The sequence below is a fragment of the Actinocorallia longicatena genome (assembly GCF_039534125.1).
GTDB lineage: Bacteria > Actinomycetota > Actinomycetes > Streptosporangiales > Streptosporangiaceae > Actinocorallia > Actinocorallia longicatena.
Window position 1 is genome coordinate 18,917 of the sequence record NZ_BAAAUV010000024.1, and the last position, 12,821, is coordinate 31,737.

Here is a 12,821-nt window from a genome sequence, read left to right on the forward strand (position 1 = left end):
GGGCCGCGTCGTCGACGGCACGGCCCGGCGCGCGGCGCGCCCGCTCAGCCGTAGGTGATCTCGGACGATTCCTCGGGGGCGGCGTGCCTGCGTCCCCCCGCGGCCTCGCGGACCGCGGCGGCGACGGCCGTGGTGACCTCCGGGTGGAAGACGCTCGGGACGATGTAGTTCGGGCCGAGCTCGTCGTCGGTGACCACGCAGGCCAGAGCCCGGGCGGCGGCCGTCAGCATCTCGATGGTGATGCCGTCGGCCTGGGCGTCGAGCAGGCCGCGGAACACCCCGGGGAAGGCCAGCACGTTGTTGATCTGGTTGGGGTAGTCACTGCGGCCGGTCGCGACGACGGCGGCGTGCTCGCGGGCGTCGGCGGGGTTGACCTCGGGCTCGGGGTTGGCGAGCGCGAAGACGATCGAGTCGTGGGCCATGCCCTCGATGTCCCCGCCGTCGAGGATGCCGGGGGCCGAGACGCCGATGAAGACGTCGGCGCCCCTGACCGCGCCCTTGAGGTCGCCGTCGTAGCCGCCGGCGTTGGTGTTGTCGGCGATCCACTGGAGCGAGGAGTCCAGGTCGGAGCGGCCCTGGTGGACGGCTCCGTGGAAGTCGCAGACGATGACGTCGCGCGCGCCCGCGTGGATCAGCAGCTTCAGGATGGCGCTGCCCGCCGCGCCCGCCCCCGCCATCGCGATCTTGACCTCGCCCAGGTCCTTCTTGACCACGCGCAGGGCGTTGGTGAGGGCGGCCAGGACGCAGATCGCGGTGCCGTGCTGGTCGTCGTGGAAGACGGGGATGTCGAGCAGCTCGCGCAGCCGGGCCTCGATCTCGAAGCAGCGCGGCGCGGAGATGTCCTCGAGGTTGATGCCGCCGAAGCCGGGGGCGATGATCTGGACGGTCCTGACGATCTCGTCGGGGTCCTGGGTGTCGAGGCAGATCGGCCAGGCGTCGATCCCGGCGAACCGCTTGAACAGGGCGGCCTTGCCCTCCATGACCGGCATCGCGGCCTCGGGGCCGATGTTGCCCAGGCCGAGGACGGCCGAACCGTCGGTGACGACCGCGACGCTGTTGCGCTTGATCGTCAGCCGGCGGGCGTCCTCCTTGTTGCGGGCGATCGCCAGGGAGACCCGCGCCACGCCGGGCGTGTAGGCCATCGAGAGCTCTTCACGGGTGCGCAGCGGCACCTTCGACTTCATCTCGATCTTGCCGCCGAGGTGCATCAGGAAGGTCCGGTCGGAGACCTTGTGGATCTTGATGCCCTCGATCGACTCGAGCACGCTGACGATGGCCTCGGCGTGCTCGGTGTCGCGGGTCGCGATCGTCACGTCGATGCGGAGGGTGTCGCCGACCGCGGAGCTCACGTCGAGGGCGGTCACGATCCCCCCGGCGTTCTCCACGTGCTGGGTGATCCCGCTGACGGCCTTGCCCCCCGCGGGAACCTCCAGCCGGACGGTGATCGAATACGACACGCTCGGCGCGGTGGCCACCTTGCACTCCTCGAATCGCGGAAATCAGCCGCTCCGCGCACCCAACGGCACGTCAGAGCCACGTTCGAGGATACGCCCGGTGGCCACGGCCCTGCCCGGCGATCGTGAACAATGTTCGAACTTCAGATTTTGTTCACGATCGCCGTTCTTCTAGAACAGTGCGCTCTGCAGCGACCGGCGGGCCTTGGCCACGCGGGGGTCGTCGGAGCCGAGGGTCTCGAACAGGGCGAGCAGGTGGACGCGGGCGGCGTCGCGGTCCTCCCCCGCGGTCGCGCGGACCCGGTCGATGAGGAGCTGGAACGCGCCCTCCGGGTCGCCCTGCAGCAGCCGGAGGTCGGCGGCCTTCAGCGGGTCGGCCTCGACCTGCTCCTGGTCGTAGCCCTTCACCCGGATGGTCAGCTCGGTGAGCGCGAGGCGGCGCTTGGCGGTCTCGTCGCGCGGGTCGGCGGCGAGGACGTCGCGGAACGCCTGGGCCGCGGCCTCGAAGTCGCCCCTGCCCAGCGCCTCCTCGGCGGCCGCGTGCACGGGGTCGGCCTCCTCGGCCTCCGCCTCGGGGAGCTCGGCGCCCTCGGGCGTCTCGCCCATCAGGCCCTGCTCCTTGAGCGCGGCCCACAGCTCGTCGGTGGCGGCGCGCAGCTCCTGCTCGGTGACCGGGCCGTTGAGGAAGGGCATCATCTGGCCCTGGACGACCACGCCGACGAACGGCAGGTTCCGCACGCCCATCTGCGCGACGTACTGAGCCAGCGACGGGTTCAGGTCGGCGTTGACCTTGGCGAGGATCCAGGCCCCGCCGCTCTCCCCCGCCAGCTTCTCCAGCAGCGGCTGGATCTGGATGCTCGACGCGGAGCGCTCCGACCAGAAGTCCACCATGACGGGGATCTGCAGGGACCGCTCGACGACGTCGGTGTTGAAGGTCGCGTCGGTCACCTCGATCACATACTGGCCGCCGTCGGGCGCTGGCCCCTGGGCAGCCCGTTCCTGCTGTGCCTTCGCGGCCGCCGCCCGGGCGCCGAGGTCAACGGCGCCGTGCAGGGAGAAATTGGGCTTCTGCATACGACCATCCTGCCGCATCGGCCGCCGCGAAGGGACATTACGTTCGGTTCGCCAAAGACTACTGACAGCGATGACCACGGCTGGATATAGTTCCGCTGTCGATGCGTAGTGCGACGGCAAAAGGCGGGCGGGCGCGGGGGGATACGGGCCACCGCCGGATCGCCGGAACCGCACCGCGTCGCCTTTTACGCAGGGGGGATTAGAAAATGATCGTGGAGTCGTCCGCGATCGTGGCGAAGGGTCTGGGCATCCGCCGCGGGGGGCGGTGGCTGCTCCGTCCGGCCTCCTTCGGGATTCCCGGAGGAGTGATCGGCATCGCCGGGCCCGCCGGGTCCGGCAAGTCGGTCCTGCTCGCCACGCTCGCAACGCTACGCCGGCCGCAGACGGGGACCGTCGAGCTCTTCGGCGAACCCGTCACCACCCGCACGGCGCTGCGCCGCGCCCGGGCCAGGATCGGTTTCCTGCCCTCGGACGCGCGCTGGGCCAGCGGCTCGACCGTGACCGACTTCGTCAGTTACGCCGCCTACTACCAGCGCCGCCCGTCCTCGTCCGTCCGGCGGGTCCTGGACGGGCTCGATCTGGCGGACGTGGCCTCATGGCAGCTCAACGAGCTCCCCGCCGACCTCAGGGTCCGCGCGGGGCTCGCGGCGGCCTGCGTCCACGCCCCGGATCTCGCCTTTCTCGACGCCCCTCTGTCGGGGCTGCCCGCGCACGCCGTCCGCGATCTGGTCCCGCTGCTGGGAACGGTCGCGCCGACGGTGGTCGTCACGGCGGAGTCGGCGGCCGACCTCGGCTGGTGCGACCGCGTCTACCTGATGGACGCGGGGCGGCTGGCCCTGGCCGACCGGGTGACCGCGCGGCTGGTGCGCCCGGTCTTCCGGCCGCCGCAGCGCACCATGCCGCACATCGCGGCGGCCTGGTCCCGAGCACACCGATCCCGAGGAGCCCTGGCCCATGCCTGAGATCGCGCCCGCACCGGGGGTCCGCCGTGTCTGAGCTCGCCCGGCTGGTCAGGCCCGCCCGGGTGGCGAGGGTCGCGCGGGTGGTCAGGCTCGACGCGCGCGGCGGCGCGCTGATCGCCGCCGTGGCGCTGCTGGCCGCCGACGGCGCGGTAGCGGCCTGGCGCGGGCTGGAGCCGGGCGTGGCCGACTGGGACGGAGCGGTCGCCGCCGTGGAGGGCTCGGTGCGCTGGCTCGGCCCGCTCGGGGCGGGGCTCGCGGCCTGGACGGGGCTGCGGGCGCAGCGCCTCGACTACCTGCGGGCCCTCGCGGCGCGCTCGCCGGCCGTCGCGGTCCTGCACGATCTGTCGGTGCTGGTGGCGGTCTGCGTGCTCGGCTACGCGGCCGGCGCGCTCGTGGCCTGCGTGCGGGCCTTCTCCGTGGGCGGGTTCGGCTGGATCCACCCGGTCGGGCTGACGGCGGGGGCGGCGACGCTCGCGCTGTTCGTGATCGTCGGCTATCTCTCCGGACGGCTGTGGGCGCATCCGGCGACGGTCGCCGCGGTGGTCGCGGGTAGCGCGGTGTGGGCGTCGGGACGGCCCCGCTGGGGCTGGGCCGGGCTGCTGCCGCCGGTCGAGCTGGGGCGGGTCGACCTGTTCGAGGGGCTCAAGGGCGAGGTGCTCGCGGGCCAGATGTTCTGGGCGTTCGGGGCGGGCGGGGTGCTCGTCCTCGGCTATGTCGCGGCCGTCACCCGGCGGCGCGGGCCCGCTGCGGCGGCGGCCGTCGCGCTCCTGGTCACCGCGGTGTGCACCCTGCGGCTCGAGGCCGCGGGCGGCGTGGTGACGGCGCCGTCGGCGCGCGAGTACTCCTGCCGGGACTGGCCCGTCACCGTCTGCGTGCACCCGGCGCTCAAGGGGGCGCTGCCCGTGCTCGGGGCCGCCGTGGCGCCGCTCGCCACCCGGCTCGCCGGAACCCCGGCCGCCTTCGGCCGGGTCGAGCAGCGCTCGGCCCGCGAGCCCGCCGGGGTCTCCGGGGGGACCGCGGCCTTCCACCTCACCGGGCTGAAGGACGGTTTCGCGCGGCGGGCCGTCCGGGAGATCGAGGCGGGCCTGTGGCGCTGCCCCGAACCCGGCCTCGCCGGACCCGGCAGCTACCAGGCGCAGGTCAGTGCCTGGTTGCGCGACGAGCCGGTGCCCGCGGCGCCGGCCGTCCCCTTCACCCGCTGGGACGAGCAGCGCCGCCGGGCCTGGTTCACCGCCCACTACCCGGCCTACCGGGTGTGCGGTCTGGGCCCCGCCAGCTACGCGGGCTGAGCCGTCAGGCCCGGACCTCGGCCGGGGCCTTGATCCAGTTCCGCTCGACGAAGTAGGGGGCGACGGGCAGGACCGAGGCCGCCAGCGCCAGGATCACCTTGCCCCAGCCCCAGCGGAGCTGACCGAAGGTCAGGAGGACCAGGCCGACGTAGGCGATGAACAGCACGCCGTGGATCGGGCCGACGATCTTGACCAGAACGGGGTTGTCGCCCATGTACTTCACGGGCATCGCGATGAGCAGAAGGATCAGGAAAGAGGTCGCCTCGGCGAGCGAGACGAGCCGGAAGGCGCGCAACATGTCCACGGCCCCCAAGGTAAGGGCTTGATCACCATGCTGTGACCCGCCCCCCTGAATCAAACATCCATGCGAGGGAATGCCAGGGGCATGAACCCCTCGAAATACGGGCGGATCGTACCCACGACAGTGGTCGTCCTCGCTCTGGTCGCGCTCTACGCGGTCGGCACGGGCTTCCACTGGCTGCCGGACTGGAGCAATCCGTTCGGCGAGCGCACCAAGGACCGCTCCGGCCCCGTGCTGCTCAAGTCGATCCGCGATCTCTCGCGATATGAGGCCGCCACCGGCCAGTTCCAGGTCGTCGTCGACCTGGAGAAGGACGCCAAGTTCCTGCCGAGCGCCCTGCGGGGCAACCGCACCCTGTTCGTCGGGAACGGCACCGTGGACGCCTACGTCGACTTCGGCAAGATCTCCGACAAGGACATCACCGTCAACGCCGACCGCACGACGGCGACGATCAAGCTTCCGCCGGCCGAGCTGGAACCCACCAACCTCGACCCCAAGAAGTCCTACGTCTTCGCCACCCAGCGGGGCATCTTCGACCGCCTCGGCGACTTCTTCTCCGGCAACCCGAACGACCAGCAGAAGCTCTACGTGCTGGCGTCCGACAAGATCCTCGAGGCCGCTCAGGGCAGCGGCCTCAAGGAACGCGCGGACGGCAACACCAAGACGATGCTCACCGGCCTGCTCAAGGGCCTGGGCTTCAAGACCGTGACGATCGAGACCCAGGCCCCCGCGCAGTAGCGGGCTACGGGACCTCGATCAGCAGAGCGTCGCCCTGGCCGCCGCCGCCGCACAGCGCGGCGGCGCCCAGGCCACCGCCCCGCCGCTTCAGCTCGTGGGCGAGGGTCAGCACGATCCGGGCGCCGGACATGCCGATCGGGTGGCCGAGGGCGATGCCGCCGCCGTTGACGTTCACGATCTCCGGGTCGAGATCGAGGTCGGCGACCGACTGGAGGCCGACGGAGGCGAACGCCTCGTTGATCTCGACCAGGTCGATGTCGGCGACCTGGCGCCCGGCCTTCTTGAGCGCGTGGACGATCGCGTTCGACGGCTGGGACAGCAGCGAGTTGTCGGGCCCCGCCACGTTGCCGTGCGACAGGATCCTCGCCAGCACCGGCAGGCCCAGCTCGGCCGCCTTCTCCTCGGACATGACCACGACCGCGCACGCGCCGTCGGAGATCTGCGAGGCGGACCCCGCCGTGATGGTGCCGTCGCGGTCGAACGCCGGCCGCAGCTTCGCCAGGGACTCCGCCGTGGTGTCGGCGCGCACGCCCTCGTCCTCGGCGAAGACCACCGGGGCGCCCCTGCGGGAGGGGATCTCCACCGGGACGATCTCCTCGGCCAGCTTCCCCGCGGCGATGGCCGCGGCGGCGCGCTGGTGCGAACGGGCCGAGAAGGCGTCCTGGGCCTCGCGGGTGATGCCCTGCTTCTGGCTGTGCCGCTCGGTCGCCTCCCCCATCGAGCAGGCCTCGAAGGCGTCGGTGAGGCCGTCATAGGCCATGTGGTCGAGGACCTCGATCGAGCCGTACTTGTAGCCCGACCGCGACTTCGGCAGCAGGTGCGGGGCCTGGGTCATCGACTCCATGCCGCCCGCGACCACGATCTCCACCTCGCCGGCCCGGATGAGCTGGTCGGCGAGGGCGATCGCGTCGAGCCCGGACAGGCAGACCTTGTTGATCGTCAGTGACGGGACGCCCATCGGGATCCCGCCCTTGACGGCGGCCTGCCGCGACGGGATCTGGCCCGCACCGGCCTGGAGCACCTGGCCGAGGATCACGTAGTCGACCTGCTCACCGGAGACCCCGGCACGCTCGAGAGCGGCCTTGATCGCGAGACCGCCGAGGTCAGCGGCGGTAAAGTCCTTCAGGGAGCCCATGAGACGCCCGATGGGCGTACGGGCTCCGGCAACGATCACAGAAGACATAGAGGGGGCCTCCCAAGGCGCGGCTTCTTACGCCTGCAACGATACTCAGCGGCCCCTGACGCGAAATATGGAGGGTTTCCCCACATGTTGAGCCGTATCGATCACATCGGTATCGCCTGCCATGACCTCGACGCCACCGTCGAGTTCTACAAGAGCACCTACGGCTTCACCGACGTCCACTTCGAGGTCAACGAGGAGCAGGGCGTCCGGGAGGCCATGCTCAAGATCAACACGACCGGGGACGGCGGCGCGTCCTACATCCAGCTGATCACGCCCATCAGGGACGACTCCACTGTGGCGAAGTGGCTGGAGAAGAATGGCGAAGGCGTCCACCACATCGCCTTCGGCACCGACGGCGGAGACGTCCAGCAGCACGCCGACGCGATCGGAGCGAAGGGAGTTCGGGTGCTTTATCCCGAACCGCGGCGTGGCTCGATGGGCTCGCGCATCACGTTCCTGCATCCGAAGGACTGTCACGGAGTGTTGACGGAGCTCGTACAGAAAGCTCCCGTTGCCGAGTCGTAACCCCCAGACGGGGGTTTTGACCGTTACAAACAGGACATTTCGCCGCAGTGCCTCCGGTTGAGCCCCCATCGGGGCACCTGCGGGAGTACTCTGCTGTCTCCGGTAAGAGGTCTGGGCAGCAGCCAGGCGATCAACCGGTCTGAAACAAACCCAGAACCCCGGCCGCACTCGTCACATCCCAGGATTGAGCCTCAATGCAGTCCGACATCGACGCCCAGCTCAGCAACTTCTTCGAAGACAACGCCCCCAAAGAGTTCGACGTGGTGCTCCGCGGTTACGACCGCCACCAGGTCGACGAGCACATCAAGTCGCTCGACAACGAGGTGCGGCAGTCCCGGGAACAGGTTGGCGCCATGCAGCGCGAACTCTCGGACGCGCACCGGCAGCTCCAGGAGCAGGAGCGCCCGACCTACTCGGGCCTCGGCGCCCGCATCGAGCAGCTTCTCCGCCTCGCCGAAGAGCAGGCGACGGAGCTCGTAGGCGCGGCGCGTTCCGAGGCCAACGAGATCAAGGCCGCCGCCAAGGTGGACGCCGCGGAACTCCGCGCGACCGCCGAGAACGACGCCTCCGAGCTGCGCGCCACCGCGCAGCGCGAGGGCGACGACATGCGGAACACGGCCGAGCGCGAGGCCGAGGAGGTGCGCACCAGCGCCCGCCGCGAGGCCGACGAGCTGACCTCCACGACCGAGCGTGAGGTCGCCAAGCTCCGCGCCACCGCCGACCACGAGGTCGCCGAGAAGCGCGCTTCCGCCGAGCGGGAGATCGCCAAGCTCCGCACCACGACCGAGCGCGAGGTCGCCCAGCTGAGGGCGTCCACCAAGCGCGAGCGGGACGAGATCCTCACCACCGCGAAGCGCCAGGCCGACGAGATGCGGGCCCAGGCCCAGCGCATCCTCGAGGAGTCCGAGGCGCAGCGCGCCCAGGCCGAGGCCGAGTTCGAGATCCAGCTGGCCGCCCGCCGTGAAGAGGCGGACCGTCAGGACGCCGAACGTCACGCCGCCGCCCAGGCCGCCACGCAGAAGCTGGTCGCCGAGGCCGAGCAGCGGGCCGCCTCCGCCGAGCAGCGGGCCGCCAAGGCCACGCAGCAGGCCGAGCAGACCCGCCGCGAGGCCGACAGCCACGCCAAGCAGCTGATGGCGAACGCGCGCAAGAACTCCGACAATGTGATCGCCGAGGCGAAGTCGCAGGCCGAGCAGCTGCTCGCCGAGACCAAGGCCGAGGCCGAGCGCATCCGGACCGCCGCGCAGCGCCAGGTGGACGAGCTCACGCGCCAGCGCGACTCGATCACCAGCCACCTCAACCAGCTGCGTCAGCTCATCGGTGGCGTCGCCCCGGTCATGGGCGCCCCGGAGGCCATCCAGGCCGCCGAGCCCGCCCCGGCCGTCGCCGCTCCCGAGCCGAAGGCCGCTCCGGCTCCCGCCGCCGCCGCGGCGAAGCCGGCCGGAGGCAAGCCCAAGCCGGGCTCCGAGGACGACGACTGGTGGCAGGAATAGCCCTCACCCGAGGGTCGTCCACAGATCGATCACGAGAAAGAGCCTGAGGCCGCGAACTGGCCTTAGGCTCTTTCTCGTCTGAGCAAAGGCAAGCAGTCCCCCGCCCCCCGTAGTGCAGGAGCAAGCGTGAAAGAGCAGAGCCCTCCCGCGGGCGACCAGGCGGAGGAGACCCAGCGGCCGTTCTCCCCGGCCGAGCGGCTGGAGGAACCGGTTCCCGCCGACGACGGACCCGGCGACCACGACACGAACGGCCCCGGCACAGGTGACCGCGGCACCGGCGATCACGGGACCGGCGGGCCGCTCGTCCCCGCTCAGGCCGGTGCAGGGACGGCCACGGTGACCGACCCGGCCGACGACATCGACGTCCGGCGGCGGGAGGCCGGGGTCACCGACCTGCTGCCGTTCGGCAAGCCCGGGCAGCCGCTCGGCCGGTTCCACCCCTTCTCCATCGGGTTCACCGGCGCCCTCGGCGTGATCGTCGCCTGGCTGCTGGTCCAGGCCGTCATCAGCGTCAAGAGCGTCCTGGTGCTGATCGTCATCGCGCTGTTCCTCGCGGTCGGGCTGAACCCCGGCGTCGAGCGGCTGGTGCGGATGGGGCTGACCAGGGGCCGGGCCGTCGCGGTGGTGTTCCTGCTGGTCGTGGCGTTCTTCGCCGGGGTCGGCTGGGTGCTGGTGCCGCCGCTGGTCAACGAGATCTCCAAGTTCGCGGAGCACGTGCCGGGCTACATCACCCAGCTCCAGGAGAACCCGAAGATCCGCGAGTGGGACACCAAGTACCGCCTGCTGGAGAAGGCCCAGGATCAGCTCGCCCAGTCGAACTTCCAGAAGAACGTCGCCAACTGGGCGCTGGACGTCAGCAAGGGCACCCTGTCGGCGATCTTCAACACGCTGACGGTGCTGATCCTCACGCTGTACTTCCTGTCGGCCCTGCCCCAGATGAAGACCTTCTTCTACCGGCTCACCCCCCGCACCCGGCGGGCGCGCGTCGCCCTGCTCGGTGACGAGATCCTCGACCGGATCGGCGGCTACGTCGCCGGCAACTTCATCATCTCGATCATCGCGGGCGTCACGACCTACATCTTCCTGACGATCACCGGGGTTCCCTACGCGGCGGCCCTGGCGCTGATCGTCGCGGTGACCGACCTGATCCCGCTGATCGGCGCGACCATCGGCGCGGTCATCGTGTCGATCATCGGGTTCCTGACCGGGCTCCCCGAGGGCATCGCCTGCGTGATCTTCTTCACGATCTACCAGCAGGTCGAGAACTACATCGTCGCCCCGCGCGTGATGAAGCGCTCGGTGGACGTCCAGCCCGCCGTGACCGTCATCGCCGCCCTCATCGGGGCCAGCCTGATGGGCGTGGTCGGCGCCCTGCTGGCCATCCCGGTGGCGGCCGCGATCTCCCTGATCGTCCGCGAGGTCATCCACCCGCGCCAGGACACGCTTTAGCGCTTCGCCGACCGGGTCGGTGGTCCGGCCCGGTCAGGTCGTGCGGGCGATGGCGTTGACGAACTCGGTGACGGCCTGGTTGAACAGGTCGGGCTGCTCCAGCGACGACAGGTGGCCCGCGCGCGGGATCACCAGCAGCTCGGCGTTGGGGAGGGCCTCGACCATGGCGGTGGCGTCGGCCTCGGTGGCGATGGTGTCCTCGGCGCCGACGATCACCAGCGCGGGGACCTTGGTCTCCCGCAGGGTGGCGAGGGAGTCGGGCCTGGCCGCCATGGCCCGCTGCGCCCAGGCCGCGGCCTTGGCGGGGGTCGCCTGGACCAGCCCCCTGACCCGGCCGTAGATCAGGGCGCGCTGCCGCAGCGTGGTCGGCCCGACCAGCTTCGGCAGCAGCTCCTCCGCGAGGACGGCCACGGTGTTCTCCGCGCTCAGCCGCTCGGCGATCCGCAGCCGGTTGGCCCGCGCCTCGTCGGGGTCGGCCGTCGCCTTGGTGTCGGCGAGGATCAGGCCCCGCACCCGTTCCGGATGGCGCCGGCACAGGGCCATCGCCACATAGCCGCCCATCGACAGGCCGCCGATCACCGCCTTGGCGATGCCCTTCTGCCGGAGCAGGTTCGCGACGTCGTCGGCCATGGCCTCGATCGACGGCTCGTCGCCGCCGAGCACCGACCCCCCGAATCCCCGCAGGTCGGGCGTGATCACGCGGAATCTCGGCGCCAGCTGTTCCCGTTGCGTCAGCCACATGGACGACGACAGCGGAAACGCGTGCAGCAGTACCAACGGCGTGCCTTCCCCGACGTCACGCGCGTACAACTGCATCAGAGCAACCCCCTCAGGCCCCTGCAAAAGCGGTCAATGGAGACTTCTGTACCCGTTTCGCAACGCCTGCCCCGCCCGCTGGCCGTGATCGGACGCCAGGTTTAACCGATTCAATCCGGCGGCGCGGACCGGCCTCAGCGGCGGGGGCCGCGGCGGAGGCGGGCGTTCCAGCAGGGGCGGTGCCAGTGGCGGCGGAAGTCCTCCCCACCGCGGTCGGCGGGCCAGGCGACGAGGTGGGCCGTGCCCGGCGGGATCGTCTGGTCGCAGCCGGGGCAGCGATAGGTCTTGACCGCGGCGGAGGCGAGGATCGTGCGGACGTGCCAGTCACCGTCCGTGGCCTGCTCGGTGCCCTGGACCCCGTAGGACCAGGCGCCGCCGACGGCCTTGCCGCCGTCGCCGTCGCGTCTGTTCTTCCGGGGACTCACCGTTACAGGATATTTCGATCTTGGCGGGCCCGGGCCTGTCTCCCCTCCCGTGCCCGGACGGTCAGAGACGGGCCAGGGCGGCCATCGGCCCCTCGGGGAAGCCGCAGCCGAGCGTCATGGCGGCGTCGGCGTCGGCCCCGGTGCAGTACCCGGCCGCGACCATCTCCCTGGCGTCGTTGAGGTAGGGCAGGTAGAGGGCGTCGGAGATCTCGGTGGAGGCGGTGCCGGCCCGCGGGTCCACGACGGCGCCCGAGCCGATCCCCTCGTAGGTGTAGAAGCCGCGGCCGCTCTTGCGGCCGAGCGCGCCCTCGGCGACGAGGTCGCGCAGCAGGCCCGCCGGGGCGTGCCGGGGGTCGCCGGAGTCGGCGTGGACGGCTTCCAGGACCTCCAGGCAGGTGTCGAGGCCGATGAGGTCCATCAGGGTGAGCGGGCCCATGGGCAGGCCGATCGCGGTCATCGAGGCGTCGATGTCGGCCGCGGTCCTGCCCTGTTCCAGGAGGTGGGCGGCGGGGCCGAGGTAGCCGAACAGCAGCCGGTTGGCGACGAATCCGGCCCGGTCGCCGATGGTCACCGGGGTCTTGCCGAGGGAGCGGACCAGCTCGGTGACGGCGTCCACGAAGTCCTTGCGGGACCGCTCGGTGAAGATCACCTCGACCAGCCTCATGACCGGGGCCGGGTTGAAGAAGTGCACGCCGACGATGGCGTCGGGCCGGGTCGTCGTCGCCGCGATCTTCGTGACCGACAGGGAGGAGGTGTTGGTCGCCAGGACGGCGTCCGGGCCGCAGACCTTGTCGAGCTCGGCGAAGACCCTGCCCTTGAGGTCGAGGCGCTCCGGGACGGCCTCGATGACCAGGCCGCAGTCCGCCAGGTCGGCGAAGTCCGTCGAGAACAGGATCCGGCCCAGGATCTCGGCCTGTCCCTCCTCGGTCAGCTTCCCGCGCTTGACCGCCCGGCCCGTCGAGGACGCGACGTTCGCGCGCCCGCGGGCCAGCGCCTCGTCGTCGATCTCGATCCCGACGGTGGCGATCCCGCCGCGGGCCAGCACCTCGGCGATCCCCGCGCCCATGGTGCCGAGCCCGACCACGCCGACCTTCTCGAAGCTCACAGCGCCA

At 71.2% G+C, this 12,821-nt stretch carries 13 protein-coding genes; 6 read left to right on the forward strand and 7 right to left on the reverse strand.

What is annotated here, in order from left to right; genetic code table 11:
* Nucleotides 1-44: 44 nt before the first annotated feature.
* Together ABD785_RS32440 and ABD785_RS32445 are read right to left on the reverse strand one after the other, a co-directional pair.
* Complete coding sequence (locus tag ABD785_RS32440) at nt 45-1,475, reverse strand: NAD-dependent malic enzyme (protein ID WP_344835902.1); 1,431 nt, start codon at nt 1,473-1,475, stop codon at nt 45-47.
* Between the two features lie 150 nt (nt 1,476-1,625).
* Nucleotides 1,626-2,528: a tetratricopeptide repeat protein gene (locus tag ABD785_RS32445; RefSeq protein WP_344835904.1), complete on the reverse strand. Its 903-nt coding sequence runs from the start codon at nt 2,526-2,528 to the stop codon at nt 1,626-1,628.
* 206 nt (nt 2,529-2,734) lie between these two features.
* Here ABD785_RS32445 and ABD785_RS32450 point away from each other — a divergent pair, with 206 nt between their 5' ends.
* Nucleotides 2,735-3,490: an ATP-binding cassette domain-containing protein gene (locus ABD785_RS32450; RefSeq protein WP_344835906.1), complete on the forward strand. Its 756-nt coding sequence runs from the start codon at nt 2,735-2,737 to the stop codon at nt 3,488-3,490.
* Nucleotides 3,491-3,516: 26 nt separating this feature from the next.
* On the forward strand, nt 3,517-4,779 hold the full coding sequence (locus tag ABD785_RS32455) for a hypothetical protein (protein WP_344835909.1): 1,263 nt from the start codon (nt 3,517-3,519) through the stop codon (nt 4,777-4,779).
* A 4-nt stretch (nt 4,780-4,783) separates the two neighbouring features.
* On the opposite strand, the gene ABD785_RS32460 is transcribed toward ABD785_RS32455, so the two are convergent.
* Nucleotides 4,784-5,077 carry a DUF3817 domain-containing protein gene (locus ABD785_RS32460; RefSeq protein WP_344836123.1) on the reverse strand — a complete coding sequence of 98 codons (294 nt, stop codon included), beginning with the start codon at nt 5,075-5,077 and terminating at the stop codon, nt 4,784-4,786.
* Between the two features lie 87 nt (nt 5,078-5,164).
* Here ABD785_RS32460 and ABD785_RS32465 point away from each other — a divergent pair, with 87 nt between their 5' ends.
* Entirely contained in the window at nt 5,165-5,818 is a 654-nt protein-coding gene (locus ABD785_RS32465) for a DUF4230 domain-containing protein (protein ID WP_344835911.1), read from the forward strand.
* Between the two features lie 4 nt (nt 5,819-5,822).
* Here the strand turns inward: ABD785_RS32465 and ABD785_RS32470 are convergent, their stop codons facing one another.
* On the reverse strand, nt 5,823-7,001 hold the full coding sequence (locus ABD785_RS32470) for an acetyl-CoA C-acetyltransferase (protein ID WP_344835913.1): 1,179 nt from the start codon (nt 6,999-7,001) through the stop codon (nt 5,823-5,825).
* An 84-nt stretch (nt 7,002-7,085) separates the two neighbouring features.
* Between ABD785_RS32470 and mce the strand changes: the two genes are divergently transcribed.
* The 3 genes from mce (at nt 7,086) to ABD785_RS32485 (ending at nt 10,468) form a co-directional block, all read left to right on the forward strand.
* Nucleotides 7,086-7,526, forward strand: coding sequence for a methylmalonyl-CoA epimerase (mce, locus tag ABD785_RS32475; RefSeq protein WP_344835915.1), 441 nt, complete (start codon nt 7,086-7,088; stop codon nt 7,524-7,526).
* Nucleotides 7,527-7,720: 194 nt separating this feature from the next.
* Entirely contained in the window at nt 7,721-9,019 is a 1,299-nt protein-coding gene (locus ABD785_RS32480; RefSeq protein ID WP_344835918.1) for a DivIVA domain-containing protein, read from the forward strand.
* 126 nt (nt 9,020-9,145) lie between these two features.
* The gene (locus ABD785_RS32485) at nt 9,146-10,468 is read left to right on the forward strand and encodes an AI-2E family transporter (RefSeq protein WP_344835920.1); all 1,323 of its coding nucleotides are present in this window, start codon (nt 9,146-9,148) and stop codon (nt 10,466-10,468) included.
* Between the two features lie 33 nt (nt 10,469-10,501).
* Here ABD785_RS32485 and ABD785_RS32490 read toward each other — a convergent pair whose 3' ends face one another.
* The 3 genes from ABD785_RS32490 to ABD785_RS32500 all read right to left on the reverse strand — a co-directional run bounded on the left by ABD785_RS32490 (nt 10,502) and on the right by ABD785_RS32500 (nt 12,814).
* On the reverse strand, nt 10,502-11,284 hold the full coding sequence (locus ABD785_RS32490; RefSeq protein ID WP_344835923.1) for an alpha/beta fold hydrolase: 783 nt from the start codon (nt 11,282-11,284) through the stop codon (nt 10,502-10,504).
* A 134-nt stretch (nt 11,285-11,418) separates the two neighbouring features.
* A complete protein-coding gene (locus ABD785_RS32495; RefSeq protein ID WP_344835925.1) occupies nt 11,419-11,709 on the reverse strand; it encodes an ATP/GTP-binding protein in 291 nt (96 codons plus the stop codon).
* A 61-nt stretch (nt 11,710-11,770) separates the two neighbouring features.
* A complete protein-coding gene (locus tag ABD785_RS32500) occupies nt 11,771-12,814 on the reverse strand; it encodes a 3-hydroxyacyl-CoA dehydrogenase (RefSeq protein WP_344835928.1) in 1,044 nt (347 codons plus the stop codon).
* Between the last annotated feature and the right edge of the window lie 7 nt (nt 12,815-12,821).

What these genes read in the sequence shown, in the direction of transcription:
- ABD785_RS32480 (WP_344835918.1), top strand. Translation starts at nt 7,721, where the DNA reads ATGCAGTCCGACATCGACGCCCAGCTCAGCAACTTCTTCGAAGACAAC.
- ABD785_RS32450 (WP_344835906.1), top strand. Translation starts at nt 2,735, where the DNA reads ATGATCGTGGAGTCGTCCGCGATCGTGGCGAAGGGTCTGGGCATCCGC.
- mce (WP_344835915.1), top strand. Translation starts at nt 7,086, where the DNA reads ATGTTGAGCCGTATCGATCACATCGGTATCGCCTGCCATGACCTCGAC.
- ABD785_RS32445 (WP_344835904.1), bottom strand. Translation starts at nt 2,528, where the DNA reads ATGCAGAAGCCCAATTTCTCCCTGCACGGCGCCGTTGACCTCGGCGCC.
- ABD785_RS32490 (WP_344835923.1), bottom strand. Translation starts at nt 11,284, where the DNA reads ATGCAGTTGTACGCGCGTGACGTCGGGGAAGGCACGCCGTTGGTACTG.
- ABD785_RS32470 (WP_344835913.1), bottom strand. Translation starts at nt 7,001, where the DNA reads ATGTCTTCTGTGATCGTTGCCGGAGCCCGTACGCCCATCGGGCGTCTC.
- ABD785_RS32460 (WP_344836123.1), bottom strand. Translation starts at nt 5,077, where the DNA reads ATGTTGCGCGCCTTCCGGCTCGTCTCGCTCGCCGAGGCGACCTCTTTC.
- ABD785_RS32465 (WP_344835911.1), top strand. Translation starts at nt 5,165, where the DNA reads ATGAACCCCTCGAAATACGGGCGGATCGTACCCACGACAGTGGTCGTC.